14 protein-coding genes are annotated in these 17,204 nt (G+C 72.4%); 8 read left to right on the top strand and 6 right to left on the bottom strand.

Going from position 1 to position 17,204, the window contains the following annotated elements; genetic code table 11:
- Positions 1-35: 35 nt before the first annotated feature.
- Complete coding sequence (locus AB0I91_RS25570) at positions 36-929, bottom strand: LysR substrate-binding domain-containing protein (protein ID WP_498784095.1); 894 nt, start codon at positions 927-929, stop codon at positions 36-38.
- A 55-nt stretch (positions 930-984) separates the two neighbouring features.
- Here AB0I91_RS25570 and AB0I91_RS25565 point away from each other — a divergent pair, with 55 nt between their 5' ends.
- Positions 985-1,764 (top strand): endonuclease/exonuclease/phosphatase family protein, encoded by a 780-nt coding sequence (locus AB0I91_RS25565; protein WP_498784097.1) that lies wholly within the window; start codon positions 985-987, stop codon positions 1,762-1,764.
- Positions 1,765-1,774: 10 nt separating this feature from the next.
- Here the strand turns inward: AB0I91_RS25565 and AB0I91_RS25560 are convergent, their stop codons facing one another.
- Together AB0I91_RS25560 and AB0I91_RS25555 are read right to left on the bottom strand one after the other, a co-directional pair.
- On the bottom strand, positions 1,775-2,266 hold the full coding sequence (locus AB0I91_RS25560) for a hypothetical protein (protein ID WP_498784099.1): 492 nt from the start codon (positions 2,264-2,266) through the stop codon (positions 1,775-1,777).
- Positions 2,267-2,278: 12 nt separating this feature from the next.
- Positions 2,279-5,098, bottom strand: a complete 2,820-nt coding sequence (locus tag AB0I91_RS25555; protein WP_499639185.1) for an RICIN domain-containing protein — start codon at positions 5,096-5,098, stop codon at positions 2,279-2,281.
- 148 nt (positions 5,099-5,246) lie between these two features.
- Between AB0I91_RS25555 and AB0I91_RS25550 the strand changes: the two genes are divergently transcribed.
- From AB0I91_RS25550 to AB0I91_RS25535, 4 genes are all read left to right on the top strand, one after another.
- Positions 5,247-5,924, top strand: a complete 678-nt coding sequence (locus AB0I91_RS25550; RefSeq protein ID WP_499639183.1) for a GNAT family N-acetyltransferase — start codon at positions 5,247-5,249, stop codon at positions 5,922-5,924.
- 136 nt (positions 5,925-6,060) lie between these two features.
- Positions 6,061-6,714, top strand: coding sequence for a polysaccharide deacetylase family protein (locus tag AB0I91_RS25545; protein ID WP_499639181.1), 654 nt, complete (start codon positions 6,061-6,063; stop codon positions 6,712-6,714).
- An 11-nt stretch (positions 6,715-6,725) separates the two neighbouring features.
- Positions 6,726-7,979 carry an SGNH/GDSL hydrolase family protein gene (locus AB0I91_RS25540; RefSeq protein ID WP_499639179.1) on the top strand — a complete coding sequence of 418 codons (1,254 nt, stop codon included), beginning with the start codon at positions 6,726-6,728 and terminating at the stop codon, positions 7,977-7,979.
- 191 nt (positions 7,980-8,170) lie between these two features.
- Positions 8,171-9,403, top strand: a complete 1,233-nt coding sequence (locus tag AB0I91_RS25535; protein WP_499639177.1) for a sialidase family protein — start codon at positions 8,171-8,173, stop codon at positions 9,401-9,403.
- Between the two features lie 215 nt (positions 9,404-9,618).
- Here the strand turns inward: AB0I91_RS25535 and AB0I91_RS25530 are convergent, their stop codons facing one another.
- Positions 9,619-11,016, bottom strand: coding sequence for an aminotransferase-like domain-containing protein (locus AB0I91_RS25530; RefSeq protein ID WP_498784109.1), 1,398 nt, complete (start codon positions 11,014-11,016; stop codon positions 9,619-9,621).
- A gap of 63 nt (positions 11,017-11,079) precedes the next feature.
- Between AB0I91_RS25530 and AB0I91_RS25525 the strand changes: the two genes are divergently transcribed.
- A complete protein-coding gene (locus tag AB0I91_RS25525) occupies positions 11,080-12,237 on the top strand; it encodes a trans-sulfuration enzyme family protein (protein WP_498784111.1) in 1,158 nt (385 codons plus the stop codon).
- Positions 12,238-12,270: 33 nt separating this feature from the next.
- On the opposite strand, the gene AB0I91_RS25520 is transcribed toward AB0I91_RS25525, so the two are convergent.
- Positions 12,271-14,580: a M4 family metallopeptidase gene (locus tag AB0I91_RS25520; RefSeq protein ID WP_498784113.1), complete on the bottom strand. Its 2,310-nt coding sequence runs from the start codon at positions 14,578-14,580 to the stop codon at positions 12,271-12,273.
- Between the two features lie 338 nt (positions 14,581-14,918).
- Between AB0I91_RS25520 and AB0I91_RS25515 the strand changes: the two genes are divergently transcribed.
- Both AB0I91_RS25515 and AB0I91_RS25510 read left to right on the top strand, forming a co-directional pair.
- Complete coding sequence (locus tag AB0I91_RS25515) at positions 14,919-15,161, top strand: hypothetical protein (protein ID WP_498784115.1); 243 nt, start codon at positions 14,919-14,921, stop codon at positions 15,159-15,161.
- Between the two features lies 1 nt (position 15,162).
- Positions 15,163-15,513 carry a DUF1036 domain-containing protein gene (locus tag AB0I91_RS25510; RefSeq protein WP_498784117.1) on the top strand — a complete coding sequence of 117 codons (351 nt, stop codon included), beginning with the start codon at positions 15,163-15,165 and terminating at the stop codon, positions 15,511-15,513.
- 93 nt (positions 15,514-15,606) lie between these two features.
- Here the strand turns inward: AB0I91_RS25510 and AB0I91_RS25505 are convergent, their stop codons facing one another.
- Positions 15,607-17,073, bottom strand: coding sequence for a glycoside hydrolase family 62 protein (locus tag AB0I91_RS25505; RefSeq protein ID WP_498784119.1), 1,467 nt, complete (start codon positions 17,071-17,073; stop codon positions 15,607-15,609).
- Positions 17,074-17,204 lie beyond the last annotated feature (131 nt).

Genomic DNA, 17,204 nt, shown 5'->3' with positions numbered 1-17,204 from the left:
AGAGTTATTTAGCATTGCGCAATACCCGGAGGGCATCACTCGAACGGCGTGCGGCCCTCCAGGACGCTCAACGTCCGCCACAGCGCCGGGTTGGCCGAAGCCTTCAACCACAGCAGGTGCAGTTCCACCGGCTCGGGCACCGCGGTCGCCAGCCGGGCGAACTCGACGCCGTCGATGCGCAGCCGCGCCGCCGACTCCGGCACGAACGCGACACCCCGGCCGGCCGCGACCAGCCACAGCATGGTGAGCACCTGGCTGACCGTGTGCACCGTGTTCTCCGACGCGATCGGCACCGTGCGCACGACCAGGTCGTAGAAGTAGCGCGCGTCGGTGGGCGAGTGCATGACGACCGGCTCGCGGACCACGTCGGCGGCCGTCGCGTCACGTCCCAGCGCCGCCAGGGGGTGGCCGGCGGGCACGGCGACCAGCAGCCCTTCCCGGTGCAGCAGCCGTGAGCCGAAGGTCGAGTCGTCGAACGGCGGCCGGCCGAGCCCGAGGTCGATCTCCTCGTTCACCAGCGCGGACACCTGCTCCCGGGTGACCAGCTCGACCAGCTCCACGTCCACGTCCGGCAGCTGCGCGGCGATGTCGTCCAGCAGCCGGCCGAGGATGCCGTAGGTGGCCGCCGCGGTGAACCCGACCCGCACCACGCCGCTCGACCCCGACGACACCCGCCGGGCCAGCTCCGGCGCGGTCTCGGCCAGCGACAGCAGCCGCCGCGCCTCGACCAGGAACACCTCGCCCGCCGCGGTGAGCGTGACCCGCCGGTTGTCGCGGATCAGCAGCCGCGCGCCGACCGACCGCTCCAGCTTCTGGATCTGCCTGCTCAGCGGCGGCTGCGTCATCGCCAGCCGGGCGGCGGCACGGCTGAAGTGCAACTCCTCGGCGACGGCTACGAAGCCCCGTAGCTGCTCCAGCGTGAACGCCATGCGAGGAAGGTATCAACCCTGGTCACGGCGCGTTTGCCGTGTGAGCATGGTCGGCATGGGCCTCCCACGCCGCACCGCCGGCCTCGTCCTGGCCGTGTTCCTGCTCTGCGGGCTGGTGACGGCGCCCGCCACCGCCGCGACCGCGTTCAAGGTCTTGCAGCTGAACCTGTGCAACAGCGGCGTCGCCGGGTGCTACCAGGACGGGCTGGCCGTGGGCGAGGCCGTGACGATGATCCAGCGCCGCGTGCCGGACGTGGTGTCGGTGAACGAGGTGTGCCTGTCCGACCTGCCCCGGCTGACCGCCGCCGTGGGCGCGAGCGCCGAGTACCAGTTCGCGTTCGCGCGCCGGAAGACCACGGGCGCGAACATCGAGTGCACCGACGGCCGGGGCGCCTACGGCAGCGGGATCATCGTCAAGGAAGGCATCCGGACCAGCGGCCACGGCGTGTACACCGCGCAGGACAGCGGCACCGAGGTCCGGGCCTGGGCGTGCGCGCTGAGCGAGGTGCGCGCGTTCACCGCCTGCACCACGCACCTGAGCACGACCGGCACCGTGGCGCTGGCGCAGTGCAAGGAACTCGTGCCCGCGATCGTGCTGGGCTACGACCCGACCGGCTCCGCCACGACCAGGCACGTGGTCCTGGGCGACCTGAACCTCAAGTACAGCCCGGGTTCGGCGACCAACGCGCAGAACTGCGTGCCGTCGGGCTGGTTCCGCAAGGGCGACGGCGACGTGCAGCACGTCATCGCCCGCACGCTGACGTTCGTGTCGACGCAGGAGTACGCCATGTACCGCACCGACCACCCGGCGTTCGTGGTGAACTACACGTTCTGAGGCAGGCCGTTCAGCGGTCGAGCGCTTCGCGGAGCACCCGGACGGCCTTCGGGCCGACGCCGTGCACGGCCAGCAGCTCGGCGTCGCTCAGGCCGGCGACCTGGGCGAGCGTGGTGACGCCGATGGCGGTGAGCGCCCGCGTGGCGGGTCGTCCGATGCCCTTGGGCAGGTCGCCGACCTCGCCCGGCTCGGCGGTCTCGGCCCCGGCGGCCCGCGCGGCGAGATCCTCCGGGGCCCGCGACAGCCACGCCCGCCGCACCCAGTGGTCGAGCCGCTGCCCGTCGACGTCACCGAGCGGGACGCGCACGCCGCCGGCCAGGCGCTCGGCGGTCGGGTGCGCCGCCAGGACCGCGTCCACGTCCGCGGCGGGCAGGTGGAGGTGGACGCGGTCGTGCTCGTCCACCGAGGCGAACCGCGTGCCCCGCACGGTGAACGCCCGGCCGTCCGCGGCCACCTCGGGCAGAGACCGCGCGGTCTTGCGCAGCCGGTCGATCGTCGTCACGCGGAGATTGCATCACGCCGGCAGCAGCCGCCACAGGTGGTCGGGGGTGCCCGTGTCGCCGAACTGGACCACCTGGGCCGAATCGTCGTAGGACATGCGGTCGACCCCGAGCACCTTGCCCGAGTGCTCGTTCCGGATCCGCCACAGCCCGTCCGTGCTCGCCCGGAGCCGCCACAGGTGGTCGGCCGTGCCGTTGTCGGCGAACTGCACCACGATCGCCGAGTCGGCGGTCGACATCCGGTCCACGCCCAGCACCTTGCCGGAGTGGGCGTTGCGGATGCGGAAGCAGCCGTCGGCGTCGGGCAGGAACTGCCAGCGGTGGTCGGCGGTGCCGGTGTCGGCGAACTGCACGACGCGCGCGGAGTCCGCGGTCGACATCCCGTCCACGGCGAGGACCTTGGTCGAGTTGAGGTTCTGGATCTTCACCGTGCCTTCGGGGACGACCCGCCACAGGTGGTCGGCGGTGCCGATGTCGTCGTACTGCACCACTCGCGCCGAGTCCGCAGTGGACATCAGGTCGACGCCGAGCACCTTGCCGGAGTTGACGTTGCGCAGCCGGAACCAGCCGGCGCCGTCGTCCAGCAGCTCCCACAGGTGGTCGCGGGTGCCGTTGTCGTCGTACTGCACCACCCGCGCGGAGTTCGCGGTGGACATGCCGTCGACGCCGAGCACCTTGCCCGAGTGCTCGTTGCGCACCTTCACCAGGCCGTTGCCCTGGTCCACCAGACGCCAGCGGTGGTCGGCGGCGCCGGTGTCGGCGAACTGCACGACCCCTGCCGAGTTCGCGGTCGACGCGCCGGCCACCGCGAGCACCTTGCCGCTGTGCTTGTTCTGCACGCGCAGCACCACGCCCGGCGTGCCCCAGCCGCGTGACCCGCCGGTCCGCGGGAACGAGGTGATCCGGAGACGGGCGGCGCCGGCGGGGATCAGCGTGACGTCGCGGACCGGCGCGGTCGTCGCCACGGGGCTGTCGCTCAACGTGCCGACGACGTGCTCGCCGTCCGCGGTCCAGTCGGTGATCTCCTGCGCCTTCGCGGTGAGCCGGACGGGCGCGTTCGCGACGGTGAAGGGATCGTCGACGTCGCCGCCACCGGTCGCCACCGAGACGGGCTGGCCGGGCACCAGGCCGACGTTCCAGGCCGAGGCCGCCTCGACCGCGTACTCGGGCCACGCGTCCGTGCCGCCGTAGCGGGTCCAGCGCTCGTCGACGCGCAGCGAGAACGTCAGCGCGCCGTACTCGACGGAGACCGCGCCGTGGTTGTCCGGCCACGTCCGCGTGCGCGGGGCCATCGGCAGCCGCAGCACGAGCACGTCGCCGTCGGACCACGTCCGGCGGACGGTGGCGAAGCGGGGACCGCCCTGGACGGCCACCGGCGAGCCGTCGACCGTCAGCACGGGGGAGGGGCACCACCCCGGGATCCGCACGGTGAACCCGAACGCGAGCGGGCGGGGCGTGGCGACCCGGAAGGTGATGGTGTCGCCGAACGGGTAGGCGGTGTCCTCCGTGATCGTGACCGGGGTGCCGTCGGCGACCTTCACCGTGACCGTCGAGGGCCCGTACAACGCCGCCGCCACCCCGCCGTCGCCGGTGGCCAGCCACATCTCCTCCACGAAGTACGGCCAGCCCTGGCCGTAGTTGTGGGGGCAGCAGCGGTACTGGTCGACGCCCGGTTTGTAGGCCAGCATCGCGAAGCCGTTCTGGAACTGGCGGCGGCGCTTGGGCACGTCGTCCAGCCGCACGACGTTGGCGGGCGTGACGTAGTGCGCCACCCGCCCGGACGGGTCGAGCGAGGCGGGCAGGAGGTTGAACGCCAGGTCCTCGGTGCGGTCGGCCCACACCGCGTCGCCGGTCAACCGGGTGAGCAGCTCGTGGCTGCCCATGTACTCGACCACGCCGCAGGTCTCGAAGCCCTGCCTGGGGTCGCCGTAGCCGGGGCGGGCGTTCTCGTCGCCCGCGAACCCGCCGCCCGGGAACTGCCCGTACCGGCGCATCACGGTGTCGTAGTTGCGGTAGGCCGCCGCGCGGTCGCCGTCGTCGCCGGAGAGCACGGAGAACTGCGCCGGCTCGCGGAACCCCTGGGCGATGTTCACGTTGTGCAGGGTCGGCAGGCCGCCGACCCAGTCCGCCGAGTGCCGGTGGACGCGCCGGGTCAGGTCGAGCAGCGAGGCGTCGCCGGTGCGGTTGTAGAGCCACAGCACCACGTCCATCGCGTCACCCCAGCGCGTGGCGCCCCAACCGTCGGCGAACACGGCGTCGGGCTGTCGCGCGGTGAAGGCGAAGAACCGGGTCAGCGCCCGGTCGACCCTGGTGTCCTCGTGGAACTCCGCCCACGACCGCAGGGCGTGCAGCATCGGCATGTGCGGCCACAGGTCGGCGTGGCCGTTGAGCGAGCCGCGCAGCGCCGACGGGCCGAAGAACCCGTCCGCCGCCTGCGTCGCGAGCACCGCCTCGATCCACCGCTCCGCGTCGCGCAGGACGCGCGCGTCCCCGGTGACGTAGCCGAGGTCGCCGTAGCCCCGCAGCCAGTACGGCACTTCCTCCCAGCCGCCCAGCTCGGGGCGCACCCACCCGGTGGCGTCGAAGCGCAGGAAGTGCGAGACCTCCTGGAGGCGCCCGTTCAGGCCGTCGAGCTGCTTGTCCAGCTGGGTCGCCAACCAGCCGCGCGGACGCACCGCGCCCGGCGGCAGCCGGAGGAAAGCGGCCGGCCGCAGCGGCGCGCGGTGAGGCGGGTACCACGGGCCGGCCTGCGCGGCGGCCTCGGCCGGCCGCACTGCCGCGCCGAGGGCCGTCACGGCGCCGGCGGTGAGGAACGTGCGACGTCGCATGGACATGGTCGGCTCCCGGTCGTCGTCGACTTGGGCTGCGGACCCAGTTTTTCAACGTTGTATCAACGATGTAAATCCGCCACCCGGCCGTCGTTCGACGCCCTCCGCCGAAATCGGGCGCGGTCGCCCGGACTATTGCCATAATATGGCAACAATGACGACGAGTTCGACCACCACGGGCACGAGCCTCACCGACCTGGTCCGCCGCTGGGAGAAGGGGTGGAGCGTGAGCCGCGGCTGGGCCGCGCCACGGGACACGGGCGACGCCCTGCACCTGCTCCAGCACCGCCCCGGCCGCCACCGGGAGATCATCGCCCTGCGCCCGGACGACGTCACCGGCCTGCGCGCCCTGGCCGACGAGGCCGTCGCCGCCGAGGAGGCGACCTGGCTGACCGTCCCCACCACGCGGCCCGACGAGGTCGAAGAGGTGCTGCGCCACGCCGGTCTGCACCTCAAGACCGCGCGCGAGTGGCTGATGACCCGTTCGCTGGCCGACCACCCGCGCCGCACGGTCCCGGCGCACTACCGGATCGCCACGTCGGAGGCGGAAGTCGTCGTGGCCGACGTCCGGCACGAGTCCGACGAGCAGGCCGCGAGCGGTCAGGTGGCCGTCACCGACCGGGACGCCGTCTTCGACCGGATCGAGACCGCCTCGGCCCACCGCCGCCGGGGCCTGGGCAGCGTGGTGATGGCCACCCTGGCCGAGGAGGCGGTCGCCCGCGGCGCGCACCACGGCATCCTGCTCGCCGGCGTGGCGGGGCAGGCGCTCTACGCGTCCCTGGGTTGGGACACGCGGGCCGCGGTGGTGATCGCCACCAACCAGCCCGGCTGAGCCGCCGGATTCCCGTTGCGGCGCAAGCCAGTTGAGACTCGAAACTTCCGCGAAACGTCTGGTAGGTGGGTTGATCCCGACCTGATAGTGACAGCGCTCGTCCGACGGAAGGGGTTTCGCGATGCGGTGGAGAACGGTGCTGTTGACCACTGGCCTGGTGCTCGGCCTGAGCTCGGCGCCGGCGAGCGCGGCCGAACCGGTGATCGTCGACTCCACCAAGCACGGTGGCCGCACGGTCGCGTTCACCTTCGACGACGGCCCCAACCCGGCCGACACGCCGCGCCTGCTGGAAGTGCTGCGCCGCCACCACGTCAAGGCCGTGTTCTGCCTCTGGGGCGACTACGTCGAGGCGAACCCGCAGCTGGTGCGCAAGATCGTCGCGGGCGGGCACATCCTCTGCAACCACAGCATGCACCACGACAACATGGGCGAGTGGACGCCCGAGCAGATCGAGGCCGACCTGAGGCAGACCAGCGCCGCGATCCACCGCGCCGCGCCGGGCGCGCCCATCCGCTACTTCCGCGCGCCCTACGGCAGCTGGGGGCAGAGCCCGCAGGTCGCGGCCAAGCTCGGCATGACCTCGCTCGGCTGGAAGCTCGCCATCGGCGACTGGGAGCCGCCGGGCGTGGACGAGCTGGTGCGCCGGGTGAAGGACGGCCTCACCGACGGCGCCGTCGTCCTGATGCACGACGGCCCGAACGAGCGCGGCCAGACCGTGGACGCGGTGGCCAGGCTGATCCCCGAACTGCGCGCCGACGGCTGGCGCTTCGACCGGCCCGCGCGCCGCTGAAGGGGTCGACCGTGAAGCGCACCACGACGGCGGCGTTGACCGCCCTGCTGCTCCTGCTGCCGACCGCGGCCGCCGCGTCACCGCGGCCGACCTGGGTCGGGGCGTGGGCGACCTCGCCCACCACCGTGCCCGCCTCCGACACGACGTCGTTCGAGGACCAGACGCTGCGCCAGGTCGTGCACCTGAGCGTCGGCGGCGGCACGGTCCGCGTGCGGCTGTCCAACGAGTTCGGCGCCGAACCGCTGGTGATCGGCGAGGCGCACGTCGCACGGCGGGCGGGCGCGGGTTCGGCGATCGAGCCCGGCAGCGACCGGCGGCTGACGTTCGGCGGGCGCCCGTCCGCGACCCTGCCGCCCGGCACGCCGCTGCTCAGCGACCCGGTGGCGCTGCCCGTCGCGGCAGACTCCGACCTCGTGGTCAGCATCCACCTGCCGCGGCGCACGGCGGGCAACACCGTGCACGCGTTCCCGTACCAGGACGGGTACGTCGCGGCGGGCAACGTCACCGGCCGCACGGAGATCACGCCGACCGCCGTGCTCGGCAAGTGGCACTTCCTCACCGGCGTCAGCGTCACGGGCGGCAAGCGCGGCTCGACCGTGGTGGCCTTCGGCGACTCGATCACCGACGGCGCGGAGACCACGCGTGGCGCGAACCGCCGTTGGCCCGACGTCCTCGCCCGCCGGTTCTCCGCCGAGCGAAGCCTGCGGCACCTCGGCGTGGTGAACGCGGGCATCAGCGGCAACCGGCTGCTGCACGACCCCAACCCGCCGGTCGGGCACCCGGCGGAGGGCTACGCGGCGTACTTCGGGCAGGCAGCGCTGCGCCGCTTCGACCGGGACGTGCTGGCCCAGCCCGGTGTCGGGCACGTCGTCGTGCTGCTCGGCGTCAACGACCTCGGCCACCCCGGCACGAGCGCGCCGCTGTCGGAGAAGGTGACCGCGCAGGACATCATCGGCGCGCACCGGCAGCTCATCGCCCGTGCCCACGCGCAGGGCCTGCGCATCCACGGCGGCACCATCACGCCGTTCCGCGACGACACGTTCGGCTTCTTCAGCCCGGAGAACGAGGCCGCGCGGCAGACCGTGAACCACTGGATCCGCACCGGCGGCGAGTACGACGGCGTGATCGACTTCGACCGGGCCCTGCGCGACCCCGGGCAACCCGACCGCCTGCTGCCCGCCTACGACAGCGGCGACCACCTCCACCCGAACGACGCCGGCATGGCCGCGATGGCGGAGGCCGTGCCACTGCGCCTGTTCCGGTGATGCCGCGGGGCCGCCTACGACACCGGGCGGCCCCGCACCCCGCGTCCGACGCCGGCCGCTCGCCCACCCGTGGCGGGCGGCCGGCGTCGTCACGCGCCGTTCACGTCGTGGCCAACCTCGCGTGGTTACGATTTTTCGTAACCGTGGCTACGTTGGGTCGGAAGTTTCGTCCGAGCCGGGGGAGTGCCAGGGTGTCGCTGTTGCGGATCTGCGGTGTCGTCGTCGCCTTGCTGGTCGCCACCGCGGCGCCCGTGTCGGGCCACCAGGCCGCGGCCGCGCAGTCGCACTCCGAGAAGGTCATCTTCGACGGCGGTGGCGACGACGTGCTCAACGGGATCAGGTACCACTCGTTCCGCATCCCGTCGTTGATCCGCACGAACACCAACCGGCTCATCGCGTTCGTCGAGGGGCGTGCGGCGAACAACGCCGACTTCGGCAACATCAACCTGGTCTACAAGGTGTCCGACGACAACGGCGCGACCTGGTCGAACCTGCGCGAGGTGGTGGGAGCGGGCCAGGGCACGTGGGGCAACCCGACCGCCGTGGTCGACCGCGGCAACAACAGGATCTGGCTGTTCCTCAACCACCAGCCCGAGGGACACTCGCCCGTCGACTCGTGGGACGACCGGCAGGTGTGGCTGACCTCCAGCACCGACAACGGCAACACCTGGGCGTCACCGACGAACATGTCCGCCACCCTCAAGCCCCGGACCCTGGCCGACGGCCGGAGCTGGAACTGGGACGCGGTCGGCCCCGGCGTCGGCATCCAGACCACCTACCGCGACGCCGGCCGCCTGGTGATCCCCGCGCAGCACCGCAACCTCTACAGCGACGACCACGGTGTGACGTGGAAGTCGGCGCCGCTGCGCACCACGGCGGGCGCGTCGATGGAGCAGACCGGCGAGTCCACCGTGCTGGAGCTGGCCAACGGCGAGCTGTACCGCAACGACCGGCCGACCTCCGCGACCGCGGAGATCCAGGAACGGCGCTGGGTCACCCGAGGGACGATCGAGAACGGCTTCCGGCCGTTCGCCGCGGCGAGCTGCCTGCTCGACCCGGTGAACGAGGGCTCGACCATGCGCTACAACGCCGACGCGCCCGCCCGGCTCGCGTTCGTGAACTCCGCCAGCACCGAGACCCGCACCAAGATGCGGATCCGGATGAGCGAGGACGAGGGCCGCACGTGGGCCTACAGCCGACCGTTCTCCGACGCGCCGCTGCCCGACGAGGGCGGCAGCTACCGCGAGGGCGGCTACTCCAGCATCGTCAAGACCGCCGACTACCACGTCGGCGCGTTGATCGAGGTCAACGAGAACACCTCGGCGAGCGCGTCCTCGCACCGCTCGATCGCGTTCCGGAAGGTGAACCTGCCCTGGATCCAGGGCGGTGTCCGGGACGAGGGCTGCGACGGCGGCATCTCCTGACGACGGGGAGCGCCCGACAGCGCTCGTCGCGCGGCGACGAGCACCCGGTCCACCACGCGTCGGCGAGGTCGGTGGGCGCAACCGCCTCGACGCGGGGTCCTGACCGAACGGGCAATCCGCGAGAGGTCCCGGCCGGGGCGCCGGCCGTAGGCTCGAGCCGCACGTCCGACGAGGCTTGGCCGGCGCCGCCGCGGCCACGGTGGCGCCGGCCGTTCCTACACCGACATGGACGGCACGAGCGGCCGGCGGGTCGACTCGGCGGCGAAGGCGCGCCACGCGGCGGCCAACGCGGCGACGGCGGCGCTGATCACCGGCGGTTCGGCGGTGAACGGCAGCCGCAGCCGGTCGGCGCTGCCGCCCGTCGGGTCCAGCGAACCCCCGGGCAGCACGGCGACCCCGTGCCGCAACGCCACCTGGGCGTACGAGGCGGCGTCCGCGTCAGGCAGCCGCACCCACAGCGTCTGGCCGCCCTCGGCGGGCGTGAACTCCCACTCCGGCAGCTCCTCGCGCACCCGCGCGCACAGGTGGTCGTGCTGCCGCCGCAACGCCGTGACGCGCTCCGACCGCACCGCCGCGAAGTCCGCCAGCAGCTCCACCGCCGCCCACTGGTCCAGCACCGCGCTGCCCAGGTCGTGCACCGCCTTGAACCGGGCCAGCCGGGCGACGAGCGCCGCGTCGGCCCGCACCCAGCCGACCCGCAACCCGCCCCACACCACCTTGCTCAGCGACCCCACCGTGATCGCGCCGGGAGTGGGCGGCGACGCCGGCGCGCCGCTCAGGTCCAGGTCGGCCAGCACCTCGTCGAACACCAGCGGCACGTCGCCGGCCGCCCTCGTGAGGCGCGCGCGTGCCAACGGGCTCAGGGACGAGCCGGTGGGATTGCGGAACGCGGGCATCGCGTACACCAACGCCGGTGTGAAACGCGCGAGCGCGCCCGCGAGGTCGTCGTCCGCGCGGACGACCGCGCCGACCTCCCGGAACAGGTCCAGCGCGCCGGGGTAGGTCGGCGCCTCCACCAGCACCTCGTCACCCGGCCGCACGAGAGCGCGCGTCAGCAGCGCCAACGCCTGCTGCGCCCCCGTCGTCACCAGGATCTGACCCGCGGTCGTCGGCACGCCGAGGTCGCGGTACCGGTCGGCCAGCGCCGCGCGCAGCGCCGGGAGCCCGGACGGGTGGTAGCCCAGGTCCTCGCCGGCCAACCGCTCCACCGCTCGCCGCTGGGCCCGCACCAGCCGGTCGGGCGGCGCCATCGGCCCGGCGCAGGCGAACTGGAGCACGCCGTCGGGCGGCTCCAGCAGGTTCACGAACATCGGGTTCGCGGTCTCCTCGCGGGCCGCCGCACGACCACCCGACGACACCCACGTGCCGCTGCCGCGCCGCCGGGTCAACCGGCCTTCCTCCCGCAGCAGGTCGTACGCCGCGATCACGGTCGTCCGCCCGACCGCGAGACCCGACGCCAGCGACCGGTCCGGCGGCAGCACGGTCCCCGGCGGCAGCAGGCCCTCGTCGACCAGCTCGCGCAGGCGCGCCGCCAGCAGCAGGTACAGCGAGCCCCGGCCGGCGGACCAGCGCCCGAGCCGGCCCGCCAGGTCGTCCACGGAGATTGGCTTCATGATGAGACCAATCTAGGCGAATTGGCTCTAAAGACATACCACTTCCTGAACCATGCTCGTCCCATGCATGCCGACACCCGCGTTGCCCGCACCTCGGTCCCCGCGTTGACCAGCACGCCCCTGTCCGTGCCGCTCTACCAGACCTCCAGCTTCGCGTTCGACGACCTCGACGCCCTCGCCGACGCGATGACCAGGCCGGACGGCGCGTTCGTCTACACGAGGTTCGGCAACCCGACCGTCCGGGCCCTGGAGGGCGCCGTGGCCTCGCTCGAAGGCGGCACGGCGGCGCTGGCCACCGCGTCGGGGATGGGCGCGATCAACGCGGTGCTGCTCGCGAACCTCCGGTCCGGCGACCACCTGATCGCCCAGCACGCGCTCTACGGCGGCACGCTCGCCCTGCTGCGCGACCTGGAGGAGCGCTGGGGCGTCGCGGTCACCTACGTCGGCGGCCACGACCCGGACGAGGTGCGCGCGGCGGTCCGGCCCGAGACCAAGGTGCTCTACCTGGAGACCATCGCCAACCCCACCGGTCACGTCAGCGACCTGCCCGCGCTCGCCGTCGCCGTGCCGGACGACGTCCTCGTGGTCGTGGACAACACGTTCGCCTCACCGCTGCTGTGCCGCCCGATCGAGCACGGCGCGGACGTGGTCGTCCACTCGACCACGAAGTACCTCGGCGGGCACAGCGACGTGACCGGCGGCGTGGCGGTGTTCGCCGACGACGCCCGCTACCGCTCGACCTGGCGGCACTCGGTCGAGCTGGGCGTGACCCCGGACCCGTTCGCGGCCTGGCTCACCATCCGCGGCCTGCGGACCCTGGCGCTGCGCGTCCGCAAGCACGAGGAGAACGCCGCCGTCCTGGCCCGCCGCCTGGCCGAGCACCCGGCGGTGCGCGTGGTGCACTGGCCCGGCCTCGACGCGCACCCCAGCCACGCCGTCGCGACCCGGTTCCTGGATGGCTTCGGCAGCTCGTTCTCGTTCGACGTGGCCGACGTGGAGGCGGGCCGGAAGTTCGTCACCGGCGTCGAGCTGGTCCGGCTCGCGCCGTCGCTCGGCGGCACGGAGACGTTGGTGCTGCACCCCGCGAGCACCTCGCACCGCCAGTTGGACGAGGACCGGCTGAAGGCGAGCGGCATCACCGGCGGCACGATCCGGCTGTCGGTGGGCATCGAGGACGCCGACGACCTGTGGCGGGACATCGCCCGGGCGCTGGACCGCTGACGGGGCGGCCGGGGCCACCCCGTCAGCGTGGGTTCAGCAGGCGCCCGTGTCCCGCCACACGGCCCACGAGCCGGGCGCCCCGGGCTCGGCGCCGGTGGAGTACCAGGTCGACGTCCACTTGTGCGCGTTGTGCGAGACCACGTCGTCCGGCACGTAGGCCCGGGTCGCGCTCCACGCCGGCAGTCCGGCGCAGCCGCCCGGCGTGCCCTCCTCGACGGTCAACGTGAACGTGACGGAGTGCGACACCGCCGGTCCCGCGCCGGTGACCGTCACCTGGTGAGTGCCCGCCGGGGTGCCCGGCGACGTGGCGATCGTCAGCCGGGACGACTCGCCGGACGCGACCGTGGCCGGGTCGAACGTCGCCGTGGCGCCGGCCGGCAGGCCCGACGCGGACAGCCCCACCTTCTGGGACTCGCCCGACGTGGTCGTGGTGCCGACCGTGGTGCTCACCGCGCCGCCGGGTTCGGCGCTGCCGCCGGTGGGATCGAGCGCGATGGCGAAGTCGTCCGCGGGCGGCTCGCCGCCGACCGTGAGGTGGTAGGTCACGGTGTGGCTGGTGGAACCCGCGGCCCGCACGGTGATCGGGTACGTGCCGGGCGCGACGTCCGCCGTCGTGGCCGCGGTGAGGGTCGAGGACTCGCCCGAGGTCACCGAGGACGGTGCGAAGTGCACCGTCACGCCGGCAGGCTGGCCGGTGGCGCTGAACGCCACGGTCTGCGGGTCGCCGGACGTGGTGGTCGTGCGGATGGTCGACTGCGTCTTCTCTCCCGGCTCCACGGTGCCCGACGCGGGGTCGAGCGCGAGCGTGAAGTCGTCGTCCGGCACGGTCGCGCACGTCGGCTCGCCGGGCTGGGCGGGCAGGTTGATCGCGTTCCAGGCCGCCTTGACGGCCTGGAACTGCCGGCAGGTCGGGTCGAGGTTCTTCGCCGCGGTGAGCGTCGCGACGCGGTAGCGGAAGTGCGTCATGCCGGAGGTCTTGAGCAGCATGGCGTTGTAGAACACCCGGCCCGCGGCCTGGATGCCGATGCCGGTCACGGTCGAGCCGTCGCACGTCGGACTGGCCGCGGAACCCTCGGCCAGCAGGTGGAACCAGTGGTTGAGCGGACCGGCCGCGGCGTGCACCTCGGTGCCGGGGATGGCGCTGGACCAGCAGTTCGGGTGACCGCCGACGGCCGACGGGTTCGCCATGTTCCGGATGGGACCGCGGCCGACCAGGTTCACCGACTCGCCGACCAGGTAGTCCGGCGTGTCGAACGGCGCGGGCTCCGCGGCGTAGGCCTCGGTCAGCGCGCCGAAGATGTCGCCGGTGGCCTCGCCGAGACCGGCCTCGCGGGCCGCGCCGCCGGGCGTGTGCTGGTCGATGGCGTGCCCGTGCTCGTGCGCGACCACGTCCATCGAGGCGATCCACTGGTTGGCGTTGTTGCGGCCGATCTCGATGTGCTGCCCGGTCCAGTACGCGTTGACCGCGTTGAGGCCGACCTTGACCGTGACCCCGCGGCCGTTGCCGTCGATCCCGTTGCGGCCCAACCAGGTCCGCATCATCTCCCACTGCTTCTGGGTCGACCACAGCACGTCGACGCAGCCGGTCTCCTTGCTGGTCGCGTTGCCGTTGCCGAAGGAGTCGCTTGCCTTGCTGAACGGCGCGTTGGTCGCGTAGTCCACGCAGCGCACGCCGGGTCGCGTGTCGTCCACCGTGCTGTTGTTGCTCGTGTCGATGGACAACGGGTTGGGGCCGTTCCACTGGCTCGTGCCGGTGCCCGCCCTGGCGTCGTCCTGACTGCCCGCGACAGCGCCGGTGCGGGCGTCGACGTAGACGTGCAGGCGGCTCGGCACGCCGTCCTTGCGGCCGGAGACGACGGTCTCGTAGACAAGCGTGCCGTGCCCTCCGGCGAGCACCGACAGCGTGGTGCTCCCGATATCGTCCACCGTGGACAGTTGAGCTCCGGCGACCTCCGCCGCTCGTGCGGGGGTGATGGTCGGTGTGGTGTCGACCGCGAGGCCGCCCAGGGGAGCGGCGACGGTCTCCAGCACGTGGCCCGCCGCGTCGGTGGCCACCACGGCGTCGCCGCCGATGACCGGCAACCCGTCGTAGGTGCGGTCGTAGGAGACGTAGAACAGGTCCTTCCGGCCGGGTACGCCGCCCTGGTAGACCGCCCGCCGCCGGAACTGCTCGTGCGGCCCCTTGGCCAGCGCGTCGAGCCCGGACGCGGCGGCCTGGTCGGCCGATCGCACCGCGAGCGTCAGCGGGCTCGGCGGTGCCGCCGGCGTCGCTCGTGCGGTGGCCGCCTCGACGGACAGGGCTGTCAGGCACACGGCGAGGTATGCGCCGATTCTGCGTTTCACGCCAACTCCTCAGGCAATGCAGGGAGATCCCGAGTGGCGGCCTCGATGGACAACACAGTGTCTAGCGCCTCGGTGGCATTTCCTTCGAGGCTTGACCGTTGCCAGGGGAATTCGGCTGATCCGCTTGCGCCATAACGTTTCCGCCATCCCTTTTTCGCTATGCCGCCGTCCGCGCGGTCGAACGACCGTTGGCGAGCACCGGGATTAACTCCATCGAGTGACATCGTGCGGCTTCACCCGCACGGGTCCCGGCGGGATACTGAGCGTCCTGAACCGCCCAAGTGCGCCATTCCGCGCGGTGCGGGGCGCGAGCGCGGGCGTCGTTTGCGGAGGTATCCATGGCATTCGAACGACTTTCCCGGGAGTGGACGCCGGAAGAAGTGGCGACGGAGGCGAAGGACTCCGTCGAGGACCTCCCCGAGGCCCGGACGACCCACCGCAGACCCTTGGTCTCCGGTCGCGCGGCGGGCGGGGCCGAGCACCGACCCGGCGACGAGGACTACCAGGAGGACCGCCTCAGCCCGGAGCGCCCCGCGCGGCCGGATCCGCCGTCGCGGCCCGATTCGCCGGAGGCGGTGTGACATGGGCCTGTACTTCAAGAACCGGAGCAACGAGCGGCTCTGGGTGGCGTACGCCTACCACGCCCCCGGGTGCGAGGGCGGCGTCGACTGGGCGAAGAAGGGGTGGTACCAGGTCGATCCCGGCGGCACCGTCAAGGTCTACACCGGCTGGGTCGGCGGGGAGAAGTTCTTCTGGTTCGCCGAGGCCGACGACCTCAGTCCGCGGTGGTCCAGTCAGCAGTTCTTCACCCACCTGCCCTGGAACTCGTTCGACTGGTGCTGGACCACGGCCAGCACCGACGGGCGGACGCTGGGCATGCGCAAGCTGGAGATCTCCTGGGAGTTCATGGACTACACGATCGGACTCGGCTGACAGTCCTCGACCGCCGCTCGTCGTCACGGCCGGCGCGGTCACGCCGACCGGGCGCGGAACGCCGGGTCGACGTCCCGCGCCCCCCGCTCGGGATCAGCAGGTGGAGTTGGTCTGGGTCAGCAGGCCGAGCCGCCAGGGCAGCCGGTTGTAGTCACCGCCGGCGTTGGGATCCATGCCCTGGTACAGGTAGCGCAGGTCGCACGGGCTGATCTCCATGATCTGGTCGGAGCCGGAGCGCAGCATCTCGCCGTGGCTGATGTCACGGGTCCAGGCGCCGTTCGGGAAGGTGACGTTGTTGGCGCGGGCGAACGGGTTGGCCTCGGTGTCGGCCAGCGACGTCCACGGCCCGGTGATGGCGGGCGCGGTCCAGGAGCGGAAGTAGCGCCTGCCGTCCGAGCCGATCGCCTCGTGCACCAACAGGTACTGGTTCCTGCCCGCGACCTTGTAGACGTTGGCCGCCTCGAACAGCCTGTTCCGGTCCGAGTCCTGCAGGGCGATCACGGTGTTGGTGAACCCGTTGGGGTAGTTGGCGACCGTGGTCTCCGACCGGTACAGGTGGCCGTTGTCGTCGGAGGAGAACAGGTAGCACTTGGCGGTGTCGCAGATGACCCAGAAGTCGACCCAGTAGCCGTTGCCGATGTTGTCCCGGATGATCTGCGGCATCCCGTTGGCGTAGAACTTCTTGGGCGCGCTCCAAGACTGCGGGTCGGCGATGTCGGTCGTGGTGGAGTACGACGCGTTGTCGCCGGTCTGGTAGACGAGGTACCACAGCTTCTGCGGCGCGAAGAAGAACACGTGCGGCGCCGCCTTGTACCCGGTGCCGATCGCGGTCCGGTCCAGGTAGGTGTGCGGCGCCGAGGACGCCTGCGACCAGTCGGTGAAGCTGGTGTACATCAGGTTGTAGCCGGTGGTGTAGGTCGAGGCGAACACGTGCCACTTGCCGTCGTGGTAGACCACGCTCGGGTCCTTGACCGCCACGTTGGCGTGCGTCGCGTCCGGCTTCGGGCTGATCAGGATCCCGCTGGAGGACCAGCGGAAGCTCGACGGCAGGCTGCCGGTGGGAGCCGTGGTCGTCGTGGTGGGACCGGTGGTCGTGGTGCCGGTGGTCGTGCTCGTGGGCGTGGTCGTCGTGGGGCCGACGTTCCCGGTGCAGGCGGTGCCGTTCAAGGAGAACGCGGTCGGCGCGGGGTTGCTGCCGGTCCACGAGCCGTTGAACCCGAACGCGACGCTCGCGCCGGTGGCGATGCCGCCGTTGTAGCTCACGTTCCTGGCGCTGACCTGGGCGCCGCTCTGCGACACGGTGGCGTTCCACGCCTGCGTGACGGTCTGGCCGGCCGGGTAGGACCAGGTCAGCGTCCACCCGGAGACGGGGTCTCCGAGGTTGGTGACGGAGACGTTCGCGCCGAACCCGCCGGACCACTGCGAGGTCACCGAGTACTCGACCGAGCAGCCCGCCGCCTCGGCGGCTTGCGCGGACAGCGCGACGGTCGTTCCGGTCAGGGCCAAGCCGGCGATGGCGAGGGCGGACAGGTGGGTGCGAAGTCGTGCGGGATGCCGCATCCCGGACTCCTCTCCAGTGAGTGAGGGGCTGCGTGCCGTGTTAGCGCTAACAATCGAAGCCACGCCGAACCGCCGGCCCTCGGATCGCGGGGCACGGGCTCAGGCGGGGGTCAGTCCTCCGGAACGAGGTG

The organism is Actinosynnema sp. NPDC049800 (genome assembly GCF_040656635.1).
GTDB lineage: Bacteria > Actinomycetota > Actinomycetes > Mycobacteriales > Pseudonocardiaceae > Actinosynnema.
This window is presented reverse-complemented; position numbering and strand designations above follow the sequence as displayed.